Annotated in this window: 17 protein-coding genes and 2 pseudogenes; 10 read left to right on the top strand and 9 right to left on the bottom strand. The window is 63.1% G+C overall.

The features are described 5' to 3' along the window. Nucleotides 1-53 precede the first annotated feature (53 nt). Nucleotides 54-1,862 carry a glutamine--tRNA ligase/YqeY domain fusion protein gene (locus tag KQH55_RS03175; protein WP_235090179.1) on the bottom strand — a complete coding sequence of 603 codons (1,809 nt, stop codon included), beginning with the start codon at nt 1,860-1,862 and terminating at the stop codon, nt 54-56. Between the two features lie 225 nt (nt 1,863-2,087). Here KQH55_RS03175 and KQH55_RS03180 point away from each other — a divergent pair, with 225 nt between their 5' ends. Both KQH55_RS03180 and KQH55_RS03185 read left to right on the top strand, forming a co-directional pair. Further along, nucleotides 2,088-2,297, top strand: coding sequence for an ornithine carbamoyltransferase (locus KQH55_RS03180; RefSeq protein WP_076785170.1), 210 nt, complete (start codon nt 2,088-2,090; stop codon nt 2,295-2,297). Between the two features lie 34 nt (nt 2,298-2,331). Continuing rightward, nucleotides 2,332-2,508: pseudogene (locus tag KQH55_RS03185) on the top strand (gamma-glutamyltransferase); the annotation flags it as partial. Here KQH55_RS03185 and KQH55_RS03190 read toward each other — a convergent pair. Then, nucleotides 2,475-2,606 carry a CoA transferase gene (locus KQH55_RS03190; protein ID WP_217697085.1) on the bottom strand — a complete coding sequence of 44 codons (132 nt, stop codon included), beginning with the start codon at nt 2,604-2,606 and terminating at the stop codon, nt 2,475-2,477. The pseudogene KQH55_RS03185 and the gene KQH55_RS03190 overlap by 34 nt on opposite strands. Nucleotides 2,607-2,767: 161 nt before the next feature. Between KQH55_RS03190 and alaS the strand changes: the two genes are divergently transcribed. Continuing rightward, a complete protein-coding gene (gene alaS / locus KQH55_RS03195; protein WP_235090180.1) occupies nt 2,768-5,392 on the top strand; it encodes an alanine--tRNA ligase in 2,625 nt (874 codons plus the stop codon). An 80-nt stretch (nt 5,393-5,472) separates the two neighbouring features. Here alaS and KQH55_RS03200 read toward each other — a convergent pair. Further along, nucleotides 5,473-5,786, bottom strand: a pseudogene (locus KQH55_RS03200) (LysR family transcriptional regulator); the annotation flags it as partial. 177 nt (nt 5,787-5,963) lie between these two features. On the opposite strand from KQH55_RS03200, the gene KQH55_RS03205 reads away from it, so the two are divergent. From KQH55_RS03205 to KQH55_RS03225, 5 genes are all read left to right on the top strand, one after another. Then, on the top strand, nt 5,964-7,241 hold the full coding sequence (locus KQH55_RS03205) for a YbfB/YjiJ family MFS transporter (protein ID WP_373566354.1): 1,278 nt from the start codon (nt 5,964-5,966) through the stop codon (nt 7,239-7,241). Between the two features lie 325 nt (nt 7,242-7,566). Then, on the top strand, nt 7,567-8,514 hold the full coding sequence (locus KQH55_RS03210) for a branched-chain amino acid ABC transporter permease (protein WP_076797410.1): 948 nt from the start codon (nt 7,567-7,569) through the stop codon (nt 8,512-8,514). Then, nucleotides 8,511-10,772: an ATP-binding cassette domain-containing protein gene (locus tag KQH55_RS03215; protein ID WP_235090182.1), complete on the top strand. Its 2,262-nt coding sequence runs from the start codon at nt 8,511-8,513 to the stop codon at nt 10,770-10,772. Before KQH55_RS03210 ends, KQH55_RS03215 begins: the two co-directional genes overlap by 4 nt. Further along, the gene (locus KQH55_RS03220) at nt 10,769-11,479 is read left to right on the top strand and encodes an ABC transporter ATP-binding protein (protein ID WP_076785168.1); all 711 of its coding nucleotides are present in this window, start codon (nt 10,769-10,771) and stop codon (nt 11,477-11,479) included. The genes KQH55_RS03215 and KQH55_RS03220 overlap by 4 nt, the downstream gene beginning before the upstream one ends. Before the next feature lie 146 nt (nt 11,480-11,625). Beyond that, complete coding sequence (locus KQH55_RS03225) at nt 11,626-11,856, top strand: sulfurtransferase TusA family protein (RefSeq protein WP_076785167.1); 231 nt, start codon at nt 11,626-11,628, stop codon at nt 11,854-11,856. A 37-nt stretch (nt 11,857-11,893) separates the two neighbouring features. On the opposite strand, the gene galU is transcribed toward KQH55_RS03225, so the two are convergent. Further along, entirely contained in the window at nt 11,894-12,775 is an 882-nt protein-coding gene (gene galU, locus KQH55_RS03230; protein ID WP_076785166.1) for a UTP--glucose-1-phosphate uridylyltransferase GalU, read from the bottom strand. A gap of 105 nt (nt 12,776-12,880) precedes the next feature. Next, complete coding sequence (locus KQH55_RS03235) at nt 12,881-15,742, bottom strand: valine--tRNA ligase (RefSeq protein WP_235090206.1); 2,862 nt, start codon at nt 15,740-15,742, stop codon at nt 12,881-12,883. Nucleotides 15,743-15,949: 207 nt separating this feature from the next. Here KQH55_RS03235 and KQH55_RS03240 point away from each other — a divergent pair, with 207 nt between their 5' ends. Beyond that, nucleotides 15,950-18,325 (top strand): UvrD-helicase domain-containing protein, encoded by a 2,376-nt coding sequence (locus KQH55_RS03240; protein WP_235090183.1) that lies wholly within the window; start codon nt 15,950-15,952, stop codon nt 18,323-18,325. Between the two features lie 151 nt (nt 18,326-18,476). On the opposite strand, the gene KQH55_RS03245 is transcribed toward KQH55_RS03240, so the two are convergent. The 3 genes from KQH55_RS03245 to KQH55_RS03255 form a co-directional block, all read right to left on the bottom strand. Beyond that, the gene (locus KQH55_RS03245) at nt 18,477-19,271 is read right to left on the bottom strand and encodes a BPSS1780 family membrane protein (protein ID WP_076785163.1); all 795 of its coding nucleotides are present in this window, start codon (nt 19,269-19,271) and stop codon (nt 18,477-18,479) included. A gap of 10 nt (nt 19,272-19,281) precedes the next feature. Continuing rightward, nucleotides 19,282-20,250 (bottom strand): homoserine kinase, encoded by a 969-nt coding sequence (locus KQH55_RS03250; protein ID WP_235090184.1) that lies wholly within the window; start codon nt 20,248-20,250, stop codon nt 19,282-19,284. Between the two features lie 93 nt (nt 20,251-20,343). Then, nucleotides 20,344-20,736, bottom strand: coding sequence for a hypothetical protein (locus KQH55_RS03255; RefSeq protein ID WP_373566355.1), 393 nt, complete (start codon nt 20,734-20,736; stop codon nt 20,344-20,346). A 255-nt stretch (nt 20,737-20,991) separates the two neighbouring features. On the opposite strand from KQH55_RS03255, the gene KQH55_RS03260 reads away from it, so the two are divergent. After that, nucleotides 20,992-22,497 (top strand): AMP nucleosidase, encoded by a 1,506-nt coding sequence (locus tag KQH55_RS03260; RefSeq protein WP_076785161.1) that lies wholly within the window; start codon nt 20,992-20,994, stop codon nt 22,495-22,497. Nucleotides 22,498-22,881: 384 nt separating this feature from the next. Here the strand turns inward: KQH55_RS03260 and KQH55_RS03265 are convergent, their stop codons facing one another. After that, the gene (locus tag KQH55_RS03265) at nt 22,882-23,442 is read right to left on the bottom strand and encodes a hypothetical protein (protein ID WP_235090186.1); all 561 of its coding nucleotides are present in this window, start codon (nt 23,440-23,442) and stop codon (nt 22,882-22,884) included. Between the last annotated feature and the right edge of the window lies 1 nt (nt 23,443).

Consider the following 23,443-nt stretch of genomic DNA (forward strand, 5'->3'; position numbering starts at 1 on the left):
GGCGCCAACCCGGCGCGGCTTGTGCAACGACGCCGCCCACCGCATGCAACCCGTTACGCGGATTTGCCCCAGCTGTCGCGCAGGCTAACGATCCGGTTGAACACCGGCTGGCCGGGCACCGAATCGACACGGTCGGCGACAAAGTAGCCGTGCCGCTCGAACTGAGTCCGGTCCTCGGGCAGGAACTGTTGTGCGCCTGGCTCCAGGTAGGCAGTCACCACGCGCTTAGCATCCGGGTTCAGCGCCTCGAGGAAGTCGCGACCGCCGGCATCTGGCTGCGGCTCCTTGAACAGCCGGTCGTACAGGCGCACCTCGGCGCGGTACGCATGCGCGGCGCTGACCCAATGAATGTTGCCCTTGACCTTGTAATGGTTTGAACCTTCGGTCCCTGACTTGCTGTCCGCGAAATAGTGGCAACGCACCGCGACGATGTTGCCGTGATCATCCTTGTCCACGCCCGTGCATTCGACGACGAAACCATAGCGCAACCGCACGCGATTGCCCGGGAACAGCCGGAAATAGCCCTTTGGTGGGTTTTCGTTGAAGTCCTCGCGCTCGATCCACAGCTCCCGCGAGAACGGAAAGGTCCGCGTGCCGCGCTCCGGGTGATGGGGATGCACCGGTGCGCTGCATAGTTCTTCACTATCCTGCGGATAGTTGTCCACGATAAGCTTGAGCGGATCGAGTACGGCGATCGCGCGAGGCGCCTTCTCGTCCAGATCCTCGCGCAGTGCCGCCTCGAGTAGTCCGAAATCGATCCACGAGTTAACTTTGGTCAGCCCGGTGCGTTCGCACATCAGCCGGATGCTCTCCGGCGTGAAGCCCCGACGGCGCAACCCGACGATTGTCGGCATGCGCGGATCGTCCCAGCCGTCCACGTGCTTGCCCTCAACCAGCTGCAGCAGCTTGCGTTTGCTCGTGACTACGTACGTCAGGTTGAGCCGCGAAAACTCGATTTGCTGTGGCAGCGGACGCGTGAAGACGCCGGCATCGGCCAGCTCCGCGAGAAACCAGTCGTACAGCGGCCGATGATCCTCGAACTCGAGCGTGCACAGCGAATGCGTGATGTTCTCCAGCGCATCGCAGATGCAGTGCGTGTAGTCGTACATCGGATACACGCACCATGCGTCGCCGGTGCGATAGTGATGGGCGAAGCGGATTCGGTAGATGACCGGGTCGCGCATGTTGATGTTCGGCGACGCCATGTCGATCTTGGCGCGCAACACATGCGCGCCTTCGGCGAATTCGCCCGCCTTCATCCGGCGAAATAGCGCCAGGTTTTCCTCCGGCGTGCGGTCGCGATACGGTGACGGCGTGCCCGGCTCGATCAGTGTGCCGCGCGTGGCGCGCATTTGCTCCGCGCTCTGGCTGTCCACATAGGCCTTGCCGCGCTGGATCAGCAGCTCGGCGAACGCGTACAGCTTGTCATAGTAGTCGCTGGCGAAGTACAGGTGCTCGCGACCGTCCTTCTGCCAATCGAAGCCGAGCCACCGGACCGCGTCGATGATCGAGTTCACATACTCGACATCTTCCTTTTCCGGGTTCGTATCGTCAAAGCGTAGGTGGCAAACGCCGCCGTAGTCGCGCGCGATGCCGAAATTCACGCAGATGCTCTTGGCGTGACCGATGTGCAGGTAGCCGTTCGGCTCCGGCGGGAAGCGCGTCTCGACCCGTTGGCCCCACTTCCCGGACCGGTTGTCGTCGTCGATGATGTTGCGGATGAAGTTCGACGCGGCGGCCGGTTCGGCCGATGCGTTCGTTGGCGCGCCCGGACCGCTGCCGCCTGGCGGCGCGCCAGCAGGGGTGACAGGGTGTTGGCCGGGCTGGGCGCCCGATCTTGCGTCTTTGCGTTCGATATTCATGAGCGGGCAGGGTGGGCCGGCCCGTGCCCGGGCCGGACGATGTTCATGACATTGCATTTTACCCGACGTGACGGCGCGGCGCGGGCCATGCAGCGCGATCACGCTGGGGGCTGCCGCGACCATAGCACCTGTAACAACGCGTAAAAGCGATTGCCACTCCGCGCCCCGCTCTCTTACGATCCTTGCGCTCGCGCATGCGCGAGGATCCGGTCATAAGGAGAAGAAATGAACGCGAAGGCGTCGACGCTTGCAAAAGTGGTGGTCCTGGTATCGCTAGTTCCGGCATTGTCCGCATGCGGATCGTTGTCGCGTTCGGAAAAACACGCGGCGATTGGTGCGGCGGCCGGGGGCGCGCTGGGTTATGTGCTAACCGGTGGGCCGCTGGGCACGGTAGTGGGTGCGGCCGCCGGTGGCCTGGTTGGCGCGGGCCATTGATGCGTGATCCGGGGTGATAAAAACGTAGTCCTTACTCCTCATGCGGGACGGCAAGCTCGCGCTGGTGATCGGCACGCCAGGCGGCTCGTGCGTCTTCACGTCCGTGTTTTAGGTCATTATCGACCTGTACGGCTTTAAGACGCCGGCCAATGAGACCATTGCCGCGATGCGCTTTCATCATGAGTTGTTGCCGCCGAACACGAACTTCTGGATCACATCCGCGCTGAAGTCCGCCACCGTTTGTGCGGACCCGGGATCGGCGAGCACGCGCGTCGGGGCCAATACGCGCAGGTAAGTCAGGGCTCCCATAAACCGAGCATGTCTCCTTGCAAGTGCAACGGTTGCAGCGATGATACGGGGGTGGGCCGGTACGCCCATCCCGTATAATCAATTGTTTAAACGGGCGCGTCCGTGTCCGGATTCACACCCGATGCGCTGGCGCGCCAGCGACAGACTACTCGAAGCACGCTATGAAAGCCGCTGAAATCCGCGAGAAGTTCCTGAAGTTCTTTGAATCGAAGGGCCATACGATTGTTCGCTCGTCGAGCCTGGTGCCTGCCAACGATCCAACGCTGCTATTTACCAATTCCGGCATGGTGCAGTTTAAGGACGTGTTTTTGGGCACCGAGACGCGGCCGTACTCGCGGGCCACGACCGCGCAGCGCAGCGTGCGAGCCGGCGGCAAGCACAATGACCTGGAGAACGTCGGCTATACCGCTCGGCACCATACGTTCTTCGAGATGCTGGGCAACTTCTCGTTCGGCGACTACTTCAAGCGCGACGCGATTCACTATGCGTGGGAGCTGCTCACGCGTGTTTACCAGTTGCCGCCAGAGAAGCTGACCGTGACCGTCTACCACGAGGACGACGAGGCGTACGACATCTGGGCCAACGAAATTGGCGTGCCGCTCGAGCGGATCATCCGCATCGGTGACAACAAGGGTGCGCGCTATGCCTCGGACAATTTCTGGCAAATGGCCGAGACCGGTCCCTGTGGCCCGTGCTCGGAGATCTTCTATGATCACGGCCCGCAGGTGTGGGGCGGGCCGCCCGGATCGGCCGACGAGGAGGGCGACCGCTTCATCGAGATCTGGAACCTTGTGTTCATGCAATTTAACCGCGATGCGCAAGGCAACCTGACGCCGTTGCCTAAGCAGTGTGTCGATACCGGCATGGGCCTGGAGCGGCTCGCCGCGGTATTGCAGCACGTGCACAGCAACTACGAGATCGATCTGTTCCAACGGCTGATTGCCGCGGCGGCTCGCGAAACCGGCGTGTCGGATCTCGCGCACAACTCGCTGAAGGTGATCGCCGACCATATCCGCGCGTGCGGCTTCATGATCGTTGACGGTGTGATCCCGGGCAATGAGGGGCGCGGCTACGTGCTGCGCCGCATCGTACGTCGCGCGATCCGCCACGGCTACAAGCTGGGTCGCAAGCGCCCGTTCTTTCATCGACTAGTCGAGGATCTGGTCGGTGAGATGGGGACCGCTTATCCGGAACTGAAGGCGGCGCAGCAGCGCGTGACCGACGTACTGCGCCAGGAAGAGGAACGTTTTTTTGAGACGATCGAGCACGGGATGTCGATTCTGGACGCCGCGTTGTCCGAGCTTGCGGCGCGCGGTGCGAAAGTGCTCGACGGTGAACTTGCATTCAAACTGCACGATACGTACGGCTTCCCGCTGGACCTGACAGCGGATGTGTGCCGTGAGCGGGGCATCGGCGTCGATGAGGTGGCGTTCGACGAAGCGATGGCGCGCCAGCGCGAGCAGGCGCGTGCGGCGGGCAAGTTCCGGATGGCCCAGGCGCTCGACTACACGGGCGGTAAGACGACATTCCACGGCTACGACAAGCACGTGTTCGACGATGCCAAGGTCGTCGCGGTGTATGCCGATGGCACGGCGGTGCCGTCGCTGCGGGCGGGCCAGCAGGGTGTGGTCGTGCTTGACCAAACGCCTTTCTATGCGGAGTCGGGCGGCCAGGTTGGCGACCAGGGGACGATCAGCAATGCGACGGTGCGCTTTGCCGTGTCCGACACGTTGAAGGTCCAGGCCAACGTGGTCGGCCACCACGGTACCCTCGAGCAGGGCGAGCTGAAGGTCGGCGATGTCGTCAGCGCCCGTATCGATGCCGAGCGGCGCGCCCGCACCGCACGCAATCACTCGGCGACGCACCTAATGCACAAGGCGCTGCGCGAGGTGCTGGGTCCGCATGTGCAGCAAAAGGGCTCGCTGGTCGATCCAGATAAGACCCGTTTCGATTTCTCGCACAATGCGCCGCTCAGCGACGACGAGATTCGTCGCATCGAGGCGTTAGTCAACGCCGAGGTGTTGGCCAATACGCCGGGCATTGCGCGGGTGCTGCCGTTCGACGATGCGGTCAAGTCGGGCGCGATGGCGCTGTTCGGCGAAAAGTATGGCGACGAGGTTCGCGTGCTCGACCTGGGGTTCTCGCGAGAGTTGTGCGGCGGCACGCATGTGCAGCGCACTGGCGACATCGGTTTGTTCAAGATCGTGTTCGAAGCAGGGGTGGCGGCCGGCATCCGTCGTGTCGAGGCGATCACCGGTGACAATGCGCTGCGCTATGTGCAGGACCTGGAGTCGACGCTCGCGGGGGCTGCTGCGGCATTGAAAGTCCAGCCGGCGGAACTGACGCCGCGCATCGCGCAGGTGCAGGACCAGCTCAAGGCGCAGGAAAAGGAGCTCGCACAACTCAAATCGAAGGTCGCGTCGAGCCAAGGCGACGAACTGGCGAGCCAGGCGGTCGACGTGGCGGGCATGCGCGTGCTGGCGGCCCAGCTCGAAGGCGCCGATGTGAAGACGCTGCGCGAAACGGTCGACAAGCTGAGGGACAAGCTCAAGCATGCCGCGATCGTGCTGGCGAGCGTTGACGGCGGCAAGATTAGCTTGATCGCCGGCGTGACGACCGACGCGAGCCAGAAGATCAAAGCCGGCGAGTTGGTCAACTTTGTTGCGCAGCAGGTCGGCGGCAAGGGCGGCGGCCGTGCGGACATGGCGCAGGCGGGCGGCACCGATCCGTCGAAGCTGTCGGCGGCGCTCTCCGGCGTCAGGGAATGGGTCCAGGCGCAGCTGTAAGCATGCTGCGGAAATAACCGCCGTGTCGCGGCGGCGGTGCGGTGGCGCTCACGCAGCGCGGCCCGCGGACGCAGTGGGGGCGGCAAGCGCGTTGCGGCAGTGCTCTCCATTGCTCCTAGCCGCAGCCTGCCGTGGGGACGCTCGTCGGCGAGCGCATCGCGTGCTTTGTCGGCCAGCGCAAGCAGGCGCTCGGCATAGTCGAGCAACGTATGGCCCGTCGGCGTCAGCACCAGCTTGCGACCTTCTCGAACGAACAGCTGCACGCCGAGTGCCTCTTCGAGCTGCTTGAGCCGCGTCGTCACGTTTGACTGCACCCGATGCAGCTTCGCTGCGGCGCGTGTGATGCCTTTTCACGAACGACGGTGCGAAAGATCGACAACGCAGCAAGATCCATTGTTGTTTTATGAAGATGTGAAATATCTGGATAATTCATTTTTTGAGATAGTGCGATACTGCTACGCTCGAATCGTCTCATTGGTTTTCCTACGGAGGTGTTGCCGTGTCCTTGTCCCATCCCGACCAGACTTCACCGTCTGCCGAATCCACGCACGCTCCGTGTGCCAGGGCAGCCATGCCGAGCCCGCTGCCGTCTCAAGCGCCGGACTCGTGCGTGGGCGGGCATCGGGTGCGGCCGTTGGCGCAGGCCCCAGCGGACACCGCGCCGGCATGGACGGCATTGGCCTGCGCGATGGCCCTCGCGGTGGCGCTTGGCGTCGGACGGTTCGCGTTCACGCCGCTGCTGCCGGTGATGCTGCATGACGGGCTGATCGACATCGCCGGCGGCGGCTGGCTCGCGTCGTTCAACTACGCTGGCTATTTCGTGGGCGCGGTGACGTGTGCGGCGCTGCGTGCGGACCCCGCGCGGATGATACGCGGCGGGCTCGTCGCTACGGTCGTGCTGACTGCAGCGATGGGCCTGACCGATGCGTTCTGGGCGTGGGCGGCGCTGCGCGCGATGGCGGGCGTGATCAGCGCATGGACGGTCGTGTTTGCATCGCAATGGGGCTTGCGGCAGCTGGCCCGTACCGGTGCCGTGCGCTGGAGCGGGGTGATCTATACCGGGCCGGGTGTCGGGATTCTGATCACCGGGCTGGCAACCCGTGCCGTGACGCACGACGGCGCGGCGACCGGCTGGCTGAGCTTTGCCCTGCTGTCGGCGGCGCTGTCCGCGCTCGTGTGGCGGCGATTCGCGGCCGAACGCCCAACGGGCGACGGCCGGATGGGGGCCACGTCCCACGGATCCGCGGCGTCTCAACTCGTGCCACCGTCACCGTCCATGCGCATCGCGCGTGCCGACGCGTACTGGTTGTGCGGGCTCTATAGCTTGGCTGGATTCGGCTACATCATGACCGCGACGTTCCTGCCGATCATCGCGCGACAGGCGCTGCCCGCCGGCTCGCCATGGCCTGATCTGTTTTGGCCGGTGTTCGGGGCGGCGATTATTCCGGGCGCGCTGCTGGGCGCACGGCTGCCGGCACACTGGGACAATCGGCTGTCGCTGGCGATCTGCTACGTGATGCAGGCCGCGGGCATCGGGCTTGGTATCGCATTACCGACGCTCGCGGGTTTCGCGCTCGGTAGTTTGCTGGTCGGGCTGCCGTTCACGGCGATCACGCTGTTTGCGATGCGCGAGGCGCGCCGCCTGCACGGCGAAAGGGCCGCTGGACTGATGGGCTATGCGACCGCCGCCTATGGCCTCGGGCAGATCGCTGGGCCGCTGGTGGCCGCGCCGATCGCTGCGCGCACAGGATCGTTCTCGCCCGCACTCGGGCTCGCGCTGGCGGCGCTGTTGCTCGGCGCGGCCCTGTTGGTGGCGGTGGCCCGTGCGGCAGGGGCGCGCGAGCGCTAACCGGCCACGCGCCCACCGGCCCGTTGCATCGTTGGTCCGTTGCGTTGTTGGCCCGTTGCGTTGTTGGCCCGTTGCGTCGTCGGCGTGCGGCAGACAATGCACGGCGCGGCCAGGCGGCGCCTCAAAGCCGATACAATAGGCGGCTCTTTCGCGCATTTAAAACGATGATGGGATCGACACCCGCAGGTGCGCTGGGCAGCGACTACCGGTATTGTCCGCGCTGCCGCGCCGAACTGATTGACCGACCCGTTGCGCGCGGTGCTCGACCCACTGGTTCGATAGCGGGGCGGTGGACGCGATACGTCGAATGCCCGCGGATTTAGCGATGCAATCGTTCGTTGTCGTATTGCTCAATGGCCTGAGCTATGGGTTGCTGTTGTTCCTGTTGTGTGCCGGGTTGACACTTGTGTTCAGCTTGATGGGCGTGATGAACTTTGCGCATGCGAGTTTCTACATGCTCGGTGCCTACATCGGCTACACGGTCGCGCGCTACGGTGGCTTTGCCGCCGCGTTGATCCTCGCGCCGGCCGCGGTGGCCGGCCTGGCTGCCGCTTTCGAGCTTGGCGTGCTGCGCCGCGTGCACCGTCACGGGCCACTTGCCCAGTTGCTGGCGACCTTTGGCCTGGCGTATCTGATCGCCGAGTTTGTGCAATTGGGATGGGGCCGCTCGCCGTTGCCTGCCGTCGTGCCGCAGTGGCTCGATGGCGCACTGGTGAATTGGCATGCAGTGGCATTCTCTCGTCTTCGCGCCTTCATGATGGCGATCTCCGCTGGCGTGCTCGGCCTCTGTGCGCTGCTGCTGCGGTATTCCCGCATCGGCCTGGTGATCGCGGCCGCGCGCACGCATCCGCACGCCGTGCAGGCGCTGGGCCATGACGTCGCTCGTGTGCAAACTCAGGTGTTCGCGGGCGGCGCGGCGCTTGCCGCGGTGGCCGGCGTGCTCGGCGGCGTGGCATTCGTTACGGATACGTCGATGGCCGAAACGCTGGGTTCGATCGTGTTCGTGATCGTCGTGGCTGGTGGAATGGGTTCGTTGGCTGGTACATTCGTCGCGTCGTTATTGTTCGGCATCGTGCAGACGCTGCTTGTCGGACTCGACATACGGCTCGGCGCACTGCTCCATTGGGTGTTGCCGATGGTAGGCGACGCCGGCGCATGGAGCCGTATCACGTTAGCACAACTCGCGCCAGTGACGCCCTTTGTATTGCTGATCATCGTGTTGGCATTGCGTCCGGGCGGGCTAGTGCGTGGTCATGCGGAGCCGGACACATGATGGCGCATCGCGAGACCCCGCGTGGCGTATGGCTTGACCGCAATATGCGGCGACCGCCGTGGGGTGGGCTGATATTGGCGACCGTGCTCACCGCGCTGCCGCTGCTGCCGCTGGCGCACGGCGAACCGAGCGGCGCGGCGCTGGCGCTCGCGTCTCAGGCGGCCGTGCTGATTGTATTCGCGCTGTCGTACGATTTGTTGCTCGGTCAAACCGGCCTGCTGTCGTTTGGCCACGCGATGTACTACGGCATCGGCGCGTTAGCGTCGGCGCGTGCGACCAACGCGTGGGCATTGTCCGCGCCGTGGCTGCCGGTTGTCGGCGGCGCAGGTGCGGCGCTTGTTGCAGTCCCGGCCGGGTGGCTCAGTGCACGCCGGGGCGGCGTGACCTTCGCGATGGTGACGCTAGGGCTCGGCGAACTGGTCGCAACTGCCGCGAGCACGGTGCCGGAATGGTTTGGCGGCGTGGGTGGCGTGATGATCGACCGCGGAGCCGTCCCGGGCTGGCTCGGTATCGATTTCGGTTCGACGCGTTCGGCCTACGGCCTGGTGGTCGCGGTCGCACTGGCCTCGTGCATGCTGATTGCCTGGTTATTGCGCACGCCGCTCGTGCGGGTAGCCAATGCGGTGCGCGACAATCCGCGACGGGCGGCATTCGTCGGCGTAGATCCATCGCGCGTGAGATGGGCGATGACGGTCATCGCCGCGTTTTTTGCCGGCGTCGCCGGCGCGCTGTCAGTGGTGACCTTTGAGATCGCCACTGCGGACAATGCGAGCGTTGCAACATGCGCGACTGTGTTGATCGCCGTGGTGATCGGCGGCACCGGCACGTTTGCTGGTCCTGTACTGGGTGCCGTGATTTATGTGTCGATCGCGAACGGCTTGGCGTCGATCACCCGCGCGTGGCCGATGTACGTTGGCTTCTTTTTCCTGTTCGTTGTGGTACTCGCGCCCGGCGGGCTGGTCGGTGCATGGTTGCATCGCCGGGTGTCACCATCACTGGCAGACAGCCGGCGTGCGCGATGCGCGCTACCGGGGTTCAGCGGGCGACGCATGGCACGTGTTCTGGCAGTGCTTGGCATGCTGGCCGGCGGTATCGCTGTGATTCAGTCGGTTTATGCATGGCGATTCGGCGATACCGGCGCGGATATCAGTCCGGGCTGGCAGGCCGTCAATGGGTGGGGCATAGCGGTGGCCGGTGTGGTATTGATGGCGGTGTCGTCGTTCGCGCTGCGTGCCACGGCGCCGCGTTCGTCGCGCCGGGTTGCGGCGGGCTTGCGTTCGACCTCTGCTGCTGCGGCAGCCATGGCTTCGGCTCATGCTTCTTTGGCAGCGATGGCTTCAACCCATGCTTCTGCGGCAGCCACGGGGCCAGCCGTATCCGAAGTCACCGCACCAGTCATCGTCGCAGGCGCTGCCGTCAGTGCGCAGGGGCAAGCAGCCAGTACGGCGAAACAAGTGAAACCAGTGGATCCCGTGCCGGCGATACGGCCGGAAGTGCCGAGCAGCCCGGCGCTCGATGTGACGCTGGACGACGTCCATGTCAGTTATCGCGCAACACAGGTGTTGCGCGGCGTGCGACTGCACGTGCAGGCCGGCGAGATCCATGCGTTGATCGGTCCGAATGGCGCAGGCAAGTCAACGGTATTCAACGTGCTCAGCGGCGTCACGCAGGTCGATCGGGGCACCGTGCGCCTCGACGATAGGGCGATCCGGCGGTTGGCGGCGCATCGGATCGCCCGCCTCGGCGTCGCGCGGGGCTTGCAGACCCCCAGCTTGTTCGCGCAATTGTCGGTACTGGATAATATGTGCTGTGCGATGCTTTGCCCGCGCGGCGGGCCGCTTTGTCGCTGGCTACAGCCTGCTGCATGGCGCGGTCTGCGTAAGCGCGCACTCGACTGGCTACAGGTGGTGGGCATGGGCGATGAGGCTAGCGCCCGTGCCGCGCAACTGAGCTATGCCCGACAACGCGCGCTTGAGTTGGCCATGGCCACGGCCAGTGGTGCACGACTGCTGTTGCTGGACGAGCCGACTGCCGGCATGAGCCGGGCAGAGGCCATCGAGGCGCTTGCCTTGATCCGCCGGATGGCAGACGGACGCACGGTCCTGCTAATCGAGCACGACATGGACATAGTGTTCGATCTTGCAGATCGGATTTCGGTGCTGGTCGATGGCGTGGTCATTGCCACCGGTACGCCGGCGCAGATCCGCGCCAATCCGAGCGTGCGCGAGGCCTACCTGGGCCCTGCGCGTGCGCCATGAGGCTCGACGTACGCCACCTGGAGGCCGGATACCAGGGCGTGCGAGTCATTCAGCACGTGTCAATGCACGTGGACGGCGGAGAGATCATCGCCGTATTCGGCCGCAATGGCGTGGGCCGTTCGACGCTGGCCAAGGCCATCGTCGGTCTGGTTGAGCGGTGTGGCTCAATCGAACTCGATGGCATGCAGATTGGCACGCTGCGCACCGTGGACATCGCCCGCGCCGGCGTCGGCTATGTCGCCGAGACCCGCGATGTGTTCCCGACATTGAGCGTCGCGCAGAATTTGCTGCTCGGCCTGCCGCGACGCGCACGGAGTCCGGCGGTGATCGAGTCGCTGTACGCGTTGTTTCCTCGCTTGCGTGTCCGTGCCGACGTGAAGGCGGGCGTGCTCTCCGGTGGGGAACAGCAGATGTTGGCCATTGCCCGCGCGTGGGCCGCGCAGCCCCGCGTGTTGATCATCGACGAGCCGACCGAGGGTCTCGCGCCGCGTGTTGTCGATGAGCTTGGCGTTGCACTGGCGACGCTGGCTGCGCGCGGCACTGCGATTGTGCTGATTGAGCAGCGTGCCGCAATGGCGTTGGAGCTGGCGCGACGCGTCTACGTGATGGGACGCGGTCCGTCGGGTTTTGGCGAGATCGTCTTCGCCGGTGAGCGCAGCGAGTTCGAGGCGACGCCGGCGATTGCTCGGCAATGGCTGTCGGTGTAGCGCCGCGCGAGTCGCAACGGCGGCATGGCGTGATAGCGCTGTAGCCTAGTCAGCATGCCGGCGATGTAGGCTGCCAGCGCCGTTTCCCGCTACAATTCATAGGCGGTGCGGACCCGCATCGCGTTTGAGCCAACGGTAGGGATTCGATGGAAGTCCACAAGGAAGTCGACGCGCGGGGGCTGAATTGCCCATTGCCGATTTTGCGCGCGAAGAAAGCATTGGCCGACATGCAGAGCGGCCAGATCCTGAAAGTGCTGGCGACGGATCCCGGCTCGCAGCGGGATTTCGCCGCGTTTGCGAAGCAGACCGGCAACGAACTGGTCGAAACCAGCACCGGCGCCGACAAGACATTCGTATTTCTGATGCGTCGGCGTTGAGCAAATGCGCCGCAAGCTGCGGCGCCGTGCCGCGGCGTTAGCCTTCGAGTACCGGCGAGCGGGTGCGTAGGTATTCGGCGAACTCGTCGCGAACCTCCGGGTGCTGCAGCGCGAATTCGACGGTTGCCTTCAGGTAGCCGAGCTTGCTGCCGCAGTCAAAGCGCGTGCCGTGGTACTTGTACGCGAGCACCTGCTCGTCGCCGAGCAGCGACTGGATCGCATCGGTCAATTGCAATTCACCGCCCGCGCCTGGCTTCAGTGCACGCAAGTGACTGAAGATGCGCGGCTTGAGCACATAGCGGCCAACCACGCCAAAATTGGATGGCGCGACCTCCGGGGCCGGCTTCTCGACGATGCCCGACATCTTGACGATGTTGTCTTCCCATTCCTTGCCGTCGACGATGCCGTACGACTTCGTTTCCTCGTGCGGCACTTCCTCGATGCCGATCACCGAGCTGTGGTAGTGATCGAATACCTCGATCATTTGCTTCATCACGGGCGGGCGACCGTACAGCAGATCGTCGGCGAGGATGACCGCAAACGGGTTGTCGCCGACGAGCTTTTCCGCGCATAGCACCGCATGCCCGAGTCCGAGCGCCTCGGGCTGGCGAACGTAGAAGCAGTCAACGTGGCTGGGCTTGATCCCGCGCACCAACTCGAGCAATTTGTCCTTGCCGCGAGCCTCGAGTTCTGATTCGATCTCATACGACTTGTCGAAGTGATCCTCGATCGCGCGCTTGCTGCGGCCCGTCACGAAAATCATTTCGGTGATCCCCGCGGCAACCGCCTCCTCAACCGCATACTGAATCAGCGGCTTGTCGACCACTGGGAGCATTTCTTTCGGGCTCGCCTTAGTGGCCGGGAGGAACCGTGTGCCAAGACCTGCCACGGGAAACACTGCCTTAGTAACTTTGAGCATCTTCGATTACCCTGTTCGTTTCCGGTTGTACTACGTTAGCCCGATATGGGGAAATGGATAGCGCGACAAGAATGATTGCCTCGCTATAGCCGATAACCCTGCACTTTATGCCGAAAGCCGCCCGAGTTGGGTGGTCAATTTTGCCAACATCGACTCAAAATCTGCCAATCTTTTGCGCTCCTGGTCGACGACGGCGGCCGGTGCGCGGGCCACAAAACGCTCGTTTTGCAGCTTCGCATTGCATTTGGCCAGTTCACCGCCGATGCGGTTGATTTCGCGGGTCAGCCGCTCACGTTCAGCGGCAACGTCAATCTCGACCTTCAGTACCAGCTTGTTCGAGCCGACAAGGGCAACAGGCGCGCCGTGCGCCTGTTGGTCGAGCGCGGCTTCGTCTGCGAGCACCTGGACTTCCGACAACCGCGCAAGCGCTTGGGCATAGGGCGCGAATTCGCGCAGGCGCGTGACATCGCCGGCCACCACCAGCGGCACGCGGGCGGCGGGCGACAGATTCATCTCGCCGCGCAAATTACGACATGCATCGACTACTGCCTTCAGTTCGGCAACCCACTGTTCTGCCCGCTCGTCGATCTTCGACGGCGTGCTGCGTGGATAGGGCTGCATCATCACGGAGGCGTCGCCGGCTGCGGTTCCGGCCGGATACCGACCCGCCAGCGGCGCGACTTTCTGCCACAACGCCTCGGTAATGAACGGCATCAGCGGGTGCGCGAGTCGCAGAATGGTCTCGAGCACGCTGAGCAGCGTGCGCCGCGTGCTGCGCTGCTGCGCCGGCGTGCCGGTTTGCAACTGAACCTTGGCCAATTCGACGTACCAGTCGCAATACTCATCCCAGACGAACTTGTAGATCGTGTTTGCAATGTTGTCGAAGCGATAGTCAGCAAAGCCCTTCTCGACGTCGGCCTCGACCCGTTGCAACAGCGACACGAGCCACCGGTCGGCGGGCGAAAAGTCGAGCGTGCCGTGCGGCCCGCAATCACCTTGGCATGGCACGATACCGCAATCATGCCCTTCGCAATTCATCAGCACGAAGCGCGTGGCGTTCCATAATTTGTTGCAGAAGTTGCGATAGCCCTCGCAGCGCGCCAAATCAAAGTTTACGTTGCGCCCGAGCGTGGCCATCGACGCCATCGTGAAGCGCAGCGCGTCGGTGCCGTAGGCGGGAATCCCATTCGGGAATGCCTTGCGCGTCTTTTGCTCGATCGATGCCGCCTGTTTCGGATTCATCAACCCGGTTACGCGCTTAGCGACGAGTGTTTCCAGGTCAATGCCGTCGACGATGTCGATCGGATCGAGCGTGTTGCCGCGGCTCTTGGACATCTTCTGGCCTTCGGCGTCGCGCACCAGGCCGTGCACATACACGGTGTGGAACGGCACTTTGCCGGTGAAATGGGTGGTCATCATCACCATTCGGGCGACCCAGAAGAAGATGATGTCGAAGCCCGTCACCAGCACCGATGACGGCAGGAAGTGCTCGAGTTCCGGCGTCGATTGCGGCCATCCAAGCGACGAGAATGGCACGAGCGCGGACGAGAACCACGTGTCGAGCACGTCCTCGTCGCGCTTGAGCGCGCCATTATAGCCCTGGGCGCGGGCCTGTGCCAGGGCGTTGGCCTCGCTATGCGCGACGAACACTTGGCCATCGTCCGCATACCAAGCGGGAATCTGGTGGCCCCACCAGAGTTGGCGCGAGATGCACCAGTCCTGGATATTCTCTAGCCACTGGTAGTACGTAGTGGTCCAGTTCTCCGGCACGAACTTGATCTGGCCGTGGCGCACCACGTCCAGCGAGGTTTGCGCGATCGACTTGCCCGGATGCAACGTACCTTCGGGCGCCGGCCGGCTCATCGCGACAAACCACTGATCGGTGAGCATTGGCTCGATGATGGATTGCGTGCGATCACCACGCGGCACGACCAACCGGTGCGGTTTGACCGACTCGAGCAAGCCGAGCGCGTCCAGGTCCGCGACGATGCGCTCGCGCGCGTCGAAACGGTCCAGCCCGCGGTAGGCGGCCGGTGCGTTGTCGTTAATCTTCGCATCGAGCGTGAGCACAACGATCTGCGGCAATCCGTGGCGTTGCCCGACCTGGTAGTCGTTGAAATCGTGCGCTGGCGTGACCTTGACCACGCCGGTGCCAAACTCGCGTTCCACATAGTCGTCGGCGATCACTGGGATCTCGCGTCCCACCAGCGGCAGTGTGACGCTCTTGCCGATCAGCGCTGCGTAACGCTCGTCCTGCGGATGGACCATGACTGCGACGTCGCCGAGCATCGTCTCGGGCCGTGTGGTCGCCACGCTCAGGTAGCCTGAGCCGTCAGTGAGCGGATAGCGGATGTGCCATAGCTTGCCGTCCTCCTCCTCGCTGACCACCTCCAGGTCCGATACCGCGGTCCTCAGCTTCGGATCCCAGTTCACGAGCCGTTTGCCGCGGTAGATCAGCCCTTGCTGGTAGAGGCGCACGAACACGTCGGTGACGACGCGGGACATGCGCTCATCCATCGTGAAATACTCGCGCGACCAGTCGGTGGACGCGCCGAGCCGCCGGATTTGCCGCGTGATCGTGGAGCCCGATTCTTGTTTCCATTGCCAGACGCGCTCGACGAAGCGCTCCCGCCCCAGTTCGTGTCGTGATTGCTTTTGCGCGTCGAGTTGGCGCTCCACGACGATTTGCGTGGCGATGCCCGCATGGTCCGTGCCGGGCACCCACAACGTGTTCTCGCCGCGCATCCGGTGGTAACGCGCCAATCCATCCATGATGGTCTGGTTGAACGCGTGGCCCATGTGCAGCGTGCCAGTCACGTTCGGCGGTGGCAGCTGAATCGCGAAGTCGGGCCGCTGTGGGTCTAAGGTTGCCTTCGCGTAGCCACGCTTTCCCCATTCTGGGCCCCAATACGCCTCGATCGTCGAAGGCTCAAAACTTTTTGCAAGCGTGGTATCGCTGTCGCTCATTGTCGAAATCTGCCGGAAAGACGGTGAAAATGCGGTGGAATAAATCGTCATAGTCAATTATAAGGGAGCCGGTGATGCGCCAGCACCGGTTGCGCCGTCGCATGCTGCGGCACCTGTCGCTGTGGGGCTGCATGCCGTGCGCATCCTCCGCGTGCCCGGGCCGACTGCGGCCGTATAATGACAAGCTTGTTGTGACCAAGGCCGCTCATGTCTGATTTGCTTGCCAAACTGAATCCCGAACAATATGCAGCGGTGACGCTGCCGAACGAGCCGGCCCTGATTCTTGCCGGCGCGGGCAGCGGCAAGACGCGCGTGCTCATTACCCGCATTGCATGGTTGATCTCGCGCGGCGAGGCGAGCCCTGCCGGTATCCTGGCCGTCACCTTCACGAACAAGGCGGCGCGCGAGATGCTGATCCGCCTGGACGCAATGCTGCCGATCAATACGCGCGGCATGTGGATCGGCACGTTCCACGGATTGTGCAACCGGATGCTGCGCGCCCATTACCGCGATGCCGGGTTGCCGCAGGCATTCCAGATCTTGGACACGGCAGATCAGTTGTCGGCCATCAAGCGGCTGATGAAGGGCCTGAACGTCGACGATGAGAAATATCCGGCAAAGAGTCTGCAGTACTTCATCAATAATGCGAAGGAGCAAGGTTTGCGGCCTGAGCAGGTTGATGCGAGCGACAATTTCAATCGCAAATGCGTCGAGCTGTATGCCGCCTACGAGCAACAATGCCAGCGCGAGGGGGTCGTCGATTTTGCGGAATTGCTGCTGCGCTGCCATGAGCTACTGCAACGCAATCCGACGCTACGGGCACATTACCAGGCCCGTTTCCGGCATATCCTGGTCGACGAATTTCAGGACACCAACAAGCTGCAGTATGCGTGGCTGAAGCTGCTGGCTGGCGGGCATAATGCGATATTCGCGGTCGGCGACGACGATCAGTCGATTTACGCATTCCGCGGCGCCAACGTGGGCAACATGCTTGATTTCGAGCGCGAGTTCAACGTCCGGCACCTGATCAAGCTCGAGCAAAACTATCGTTCGCACGGCAATATTCTCGATGCCGCCAATGCGCTGATCGCACACAATTCGAAACGGCTCGGCAAGAACCTGCGTACCGATGCCGGCCACGGTGAGCCGGTGCGGGTCTATGAAGCGACGACCGATTCGCAGGAGGCCGGCTGGATCGTCGAGGAAATCCGCGCCCTGATCGGCACGGGCCTGTCGCGCGATGAGATCGCGGTGCTTTATCGCAGCAACGCGCAGTCGCGCGTGGTCGAGCACACGCTGGTTAATGCCGGGATCGCGTACCGGGTCTACGGTGGACTGCGCTTTTTCGAGCGTCAAGAAGTCAAACATGCGCTCGCGTACCTGCGGCTGATCGACAATCCGAGCGATGACACCGCGTTTGCGCGGGTGGTCAATTTTCCGACCCGTGGCATTGGCGCACGTTCGCTTGAGCAGCTGGCTGATGCCGCGCGGCTGTACAACTGCTCGATGGCACAGGCAATTCCCTACGTGACCGGCAAGACCGGCCAGGCGCTTGGCGGGTTTCTCGCGTTGATTGAGCGGATGCGTGGCGAGACCCGTGCGATGAGCTTGCCGGAGACGGTCGAGGCGGTGATTCGGCTCAGCGGGCTGGAGCAATTCTATGCCAACGAGCGTGAAGGTCAGGAGCGCATCGAGAACTTACAGGAATTAGTCAACGCGGCCAGCGCGTTCGTGTCCGAGGAGGGCTATGGCCTCGATACGCCGGCGCGCTCGATCCCGCTCGCGCCGGGCGCGGGCCGCGCTGCCGCGCTGCGGGGGCCGGACGAGGATGGCGAGCAGGCTGTACTGGAGGCGTCGCGCATCGACGCACCGGCGCAGAATCTCGAGCAGATGACGCCGCTTGCCGGCTTCCTGTCGCATGCGTCGCTCGAGGCGGGCGACAATCAGGCGCAGGCCGGCGAGCACGCGGTGCAATTGATGACGGTGCATGCCGCCAAGGGGCTCGAATTTGCCGCTGTGTTCATCACCGGACTCGAGGAAGGCCTGTTCCCGCATGAGAACAGCGTGACGGAACAAGATGGGCTCGAGGAAGAGCGGCGCCTGATGTACGTTGCAATCACGCGTGCCAAGGAGCGGCTCTATCTGTCGTTCGCTCAAAGCCGGATGTTGCACGGCCAGACGCGCTACAACGTGCGCTCGCGTTTCTTTGACGAATTGCCGGCCGAGGTGTTGAAGTGGCTCACGCCCAAGCTGGAGCCCGGTTCACGCTGGGGTCAGCGTGCCGGTTTTGGCGACAATGCTGGATGGGGCCGCGATTGGTTCGGCCGCAGCGTCCGGCGCGACGACGCGCCGTATGGCAATGCGCGCTTTGACGACGGGGCGCCGGCGCCGGCGTTCGCGGACCAGCAGCGCGCCGCGCAAAGCGGCTTCCGGATCGGCCAATCCGTCTTCCACGCGAAATTCGGCGAGGGTATGATCACCGCGCTGGAGGGGGGCGGCACGGACGCGAAGGCACAGGTCGCATTTAAGCGGCACGGCACCAAATGGCTTGCGCTCGCGGTTGCGAAACTGCAGTCAGTGTGACGAACCGGCAGCGATGGGTACGACGGGCCCGGTGGTGAGTACGACGGATCGCAAGCGGTGAGTATCATGAATCCCAGCGGTGGTCGAACGGTGCCGTTGCACGGTCGCGCGACAGCACTGCGATGGGCGCTGCTGCGAATGCCGCGACGGCTTATGCGGTAGGCGGCGGCCCGGCGTGCTGCTCGGCGCTGAAGCAGCCGCGATAGGTCGCGTAGAACGAGCAGTAAATCATCGTCCACAGGATCACGCTGACCGGCAACAGCGCGGTCAACGCGCCGCTCGTTAGGCCGAACACGCTCAGCACGAAACCGAGCACCAGCGACACGCCCATCACAATTGCGAACCACGTGGCTAGATAGACGAGGAACGCGCCGCGGTTGCGCCAGCAGGCCACGAAGCTGAAGAACATCGCCTTGACTGGCGGCACGCGATGCCAGGCGGTCAGCAGTGGCGCGAACCAGAACAGCATCATCGTCGGCACGTAGATGACGAAGCCGAGCGCGATACTGGAAAGGAACAGGCGACTGGAGGCGACGTCGTCATTCGGCTTCGCTTCGCTGACGACGGTTTTCAGCAGCGAGCCGCCGTCGATCAGCGACGTCAAGAACAGGCCCGCGGTGACTAGCACAAGGTAGATCAGCCCGAGTTGCAACAGCTGCCGCGCGACGCCGCCGCCATGCGCGCGAAAGCCGGTAAACAGCGCGAGCGGCAACACGTGCTTGCCGGCGATCACGTCGCGGCATGCACTCATGAACCCGACGGACAAACCCGGCACAAGTATCAGCCACAGCGCGGAGCCGACCACCGGCACATGCGCGACGAGCATCATCGAGAACAAATAGGTAAAGAAAATCGCCAGGAAGCTCAGCGGGTTCTTGCGGAACAGCCAGATGCCTTGGCGGAACCAGATATAGCCGGATTTCGCGGGTGCCTCGATCAGTCGCATAGCAGAGGAGTCAAAGCCACGGCAACGCGTCGGCGCCGATGCGCTCGCGCAACACACGCTCGAAATGAGCGGGGTCGTGCGGCTTGAGCAGGTGAGCGTCGCGTGGCAAGTAAAAGTCATAGAGTCGGGACAACCAGAAGCGCAACGCACCGGCACGCAGCATATCGCGCCAATGTTGCGTCTCGGCAGGGGTAAACGGTCGCACGGTGTGGTACGCGCGCAGCAACGCCTGGGTTCGCGCCTGGTCCAGGTGACCGGTGTCCAGGTCGACACACCAGTCGTTGACGGTCACGGCGACATCGAACAACCACTTGTCGCAGCCAGCGAAATAGAAGTCGAAGAGGCCGCCGAGCGTATCGCGCCCGTCGCGCAGCGCGAACAGCACGTTGTCGCGGAATAGATCGCAGTGGCATGGCCCGCCGGGCAGCGCTGCATAGTCGGGCGACGCGAAGAACGCCTGCTGATACGCTAATTCGCTGACCAGCAGCTGGTGCTGCGCATCGGTCACGTAGGGCAACACCGCTGGGACATTGTCTCGCCACCAGGGCAGGCCGCGCAAATTCGGCTGGTGCATCGGGAAATCTCGTCCGGCAACGTGCATCCGCGCCAGCATGTGTCCGACTTCGGTGCAGTGCGTAACCTGCGGCGCTAGCCGCGGCGAGCCGTCCAGCCGCGTCACGATCGCGGCGGGCTTGTCCATCAGTATGCCGAACAACGCGCCGTCGTCGCGGCGCATCGGGTCGGGCACCGGCACGTGATGCGCCGCTAGATGCCGCATCAATTCTAGGTAGAACGGCAACTCGTGTGCGGCAAGCTTCTCGAAGATCGTCAGCACGTACTCGCCAGTGGTTGTCGTCAAGAAAAAATTGCTGTTTTCGATTCCCGACGCAATGCCGCGGAAATCGATGATCTCGCCTATCTCGTAGTGCTGAACCCAGGCGGCGAGCCGGGCTTCGGGAACGGCGGTGAAAACGGCCATGCAGACGTCGTTGGACAGGTTCGAAGGCTGCCGCCAGTGGGGCGCGGCAGGGGGGCGCGTGCGGCCGGCATCGCATGCCGGCCGCCGAGGCGGTCAGTACTTGAGTTGCAAGGACGGCAGCCGCGTGGACGGCTTGCCGCTCTCGTGCACTTGCGGTGAAACGTCCGGCGAGGCGCTCATCTGGTAGCGCGTGCCGAAGTTCGAATGGACCTGGATGTCGACCGGTTTGCCACGATCGCGATATTCGGTGATCGATGTGCCGTTCGGACTCTTTTCGTAAAAGCTCGGTGTGCGGGGCGCGTTGAATTCTACTGTCGAATGCGCGACGCCGGCCGGCCGGTTGATTGCCTTCAGATTCGGCAAGCCGACGGCCTCGTTCACATCCTGCGACGCGGCGGTGTCCGGCGTTGCCGCGGCGTCCGGTTGTGGCGCGCTGGCCGCAACGACCATCGTGGCGGCCAGCGCCAGGGTGGCCGCCACCAGCATGGTCGCGAACCGGGTCGCGCCGCGAGGGATTGCGCCAAGCGCAGTGTGGAACGGCTTCATGACAATTCTCCGAGACGGTAAAGCGATTTTATCAAACCAGCGTGCGTCATAGGCGCCAGCGTGACGCCGTTGCCGCGTTTTTTTCGCGCCCCGCATCGCAGCCGTGTTCCGTGATAATGTGGATTGGCGCCGATCGGCACGGCCCTGTGCGCTCCCGCACCCAGGCCGTCGCGCCTGCTCCGAGGAAATCGAATAATGAATGTGATTAACGCGTCTGCCACGTTTTGCACCGAAGCCTTCGACGATCCCGCCGCGGCCGTCGAGCGGCTGTCCACCATTTATGATGCCAGCAGTGCATCGCTGCGCGATGCATTCGAACGGTATCGGCGCGGTGAACGTATCGAGGCGCATATCCGCGCCTGCTATCCGTTCGTGCGGATTCGCACGGACATCAATATGCATATCGATTCACGCCACTCGTATGGCTTCGTCGCGGGCCCCGGCGTCTATGAAACCACGGTGACCCGGCCGGACTTGTTCGCCGACTACTATCGCGAACAACTGGGACTGCTCGTGAAGAACCATAAGGCGTCGATCGAGATCGGGGTGTCGCGGCAGCCCATTCCGATTCACTTTGCGTTTGCGGAAGGCATCCACTTGGAGGGCGAGCTGGACGTGGACCGCTTACGGCAGATGCGCGACCTCTTCGACATGCCGGATTTGTCGCTGCTGGACGACCGCATTGTCAACGGCACGTACGAGACGCCGCCTGGTGAGCCGCATCCGCTGGCCCTGTTCACCGCGGCGCGAGTGGACTTTTCGCTGCACCGGCTGCGGCACTATACGGCGACGTCGCCGACGCACTTCCAGAACTACGTGCTATACACGAACTACCAGTTCTACATCGACCAGTTCGTCAAGCTTGGCCGTTCGCTGATGGCACGCGCCGACGATGCGCGCGAGCGCGCGTATCGCAGCGAATACGTCGCGTTCGTTGAGCCCGGCGATGTGATCACGTACAACGCGAACCTGGGCGAGCAGCCGGAACAGGGGCTACCGGTGGCACGCATGCCGCAGATGCCCGCGTACCACTTGAAGCGCGCCGACGGCAGCGGCATCACGATGATCAATATCGGCGTGGGGCCGTCCAATGCGAAGACGATCACCGATCACGTTGCGGTGCTGCGCCCGCACGCGTGGATCATGCTCGGGCACTGCGCCGGTTTGCGCAATACGCAGCGGCTCGGGGACTACGTGCTCGCGCACGGCTATGTGCGCGAGGACCACGTGCTCGACGACGACTTGCCGCTGTGGGTGCCGGTGCCCGCGTTGGCCGAAGTGCAGGTGGCGCTGGAGCGGGCCGTCGCGCAGGTCACGCGGCTCGATGGTGCCGAGCTTAAGCACGTAATGCGCACCGGCACGGTCGCCACCACCGACAATCGCAACTGGGAACTGCGCGATCATCGCGAACCGGTGCTGCGGCTGTCGCAGAGCCGGGCGATCGCGCTCGACATGGAGAGCGCGACGATCGCGGCGAACGGTTTTCGCTTCCGCGTGCCGTACGGCACGTTGCTGTGTGTATCTGATAAGCCGCTACACGGTGAACTGAAGTTGCCGGGCATGGCGGATCGGTTCTACCGTGCGCAGGTAGACCAGCACCTGCAGATTGGCGTGAAGACGATGGAGCTGCTGCGCACCAACGGACTGGACCGGCTGCACAGCCGCAAGCTGCGCAGCTTTGCTGAGGTGGCATTTCAGTAGCAAAGCCTGATGAGGCGGGGAATTGGCGGCTTCGCCAACTGCTACTAACGGTTAAAGCCGTCGCTGTAAGCAATTCGCACATCAGGATACAACCATAATTTCGCATCATTGCCATTGCCCCAGCATGGATGTGCGGTGGCTCACGTGGCATCCCTTCGTCCGAATAGAAGCAAAGCGTCCAACTGAGAAATGCATGAACTGCACTTGGAAAGTTGGACGCCTACTGGCATTCACACACCAGACGACAAAAGCAATAATGGCTCAACGTTTGGCGTACCAATACATGAAGCTGTCGCCAAAGTACACGAGAGAGACCCGCTGTCGATATCTGGCGGACATTCGGTAAATAAGGTTACCACAAGCCAGATTTGGCAGGCCTATTAATTACTGCTTCATGCAAATTGCAAACCCTTGTAGATTATCACCTAGCGACTTGTCATGCATGCCACCGATCCACCATCCCGTCATGTCGCTAGTCGGTTGCGAAACGTCAAGTCCGACAGACATCCAAAAACCTCTACCGTCACTTGTTCCACCGGTTGGTTGTGCACCGCATTGGGGTGCCCATACGTTTCCGCCGCCACTTATAACTTGCCAGCCGGCTGGACACGAGATGATCAAATTGTCGACTCCACACGCATAGTCGGAGACAATTTGATATTGTGGAATTTGATGTTGCGGAAGTGAAACGGCCAGCCGCCACACACCGGATTGACAAAAAAGTGGTGTTCCGTTGGCATTTCTTGCTTGGCGACCATTTTCAGGGCATCCAGCGCCTTCTTCCACGACGTTTGTCACTTGAACATCTTGGACCCGTATTGTGCTAGTTTGATTTGGGATAACCATAGAGTATCCTTCAGTATCAACGTCCCCGACATCGGACCAAGCTGACGATGCCACAAGCGAGAACAAAAGCACCAAAATAAGTTTGATTGTTTTGCGCATG

Source organism: Mycetohabitans sp. B3 (genome assembly GCF_021498065.1).
In the GTDB taxonomy this organism is placed as follows: domain Bacteria; phylum Pseudomonadota; class Gammaproteobacteria; order Burkholderiales; family Burkholderiaceae; genus Mycetohabitans.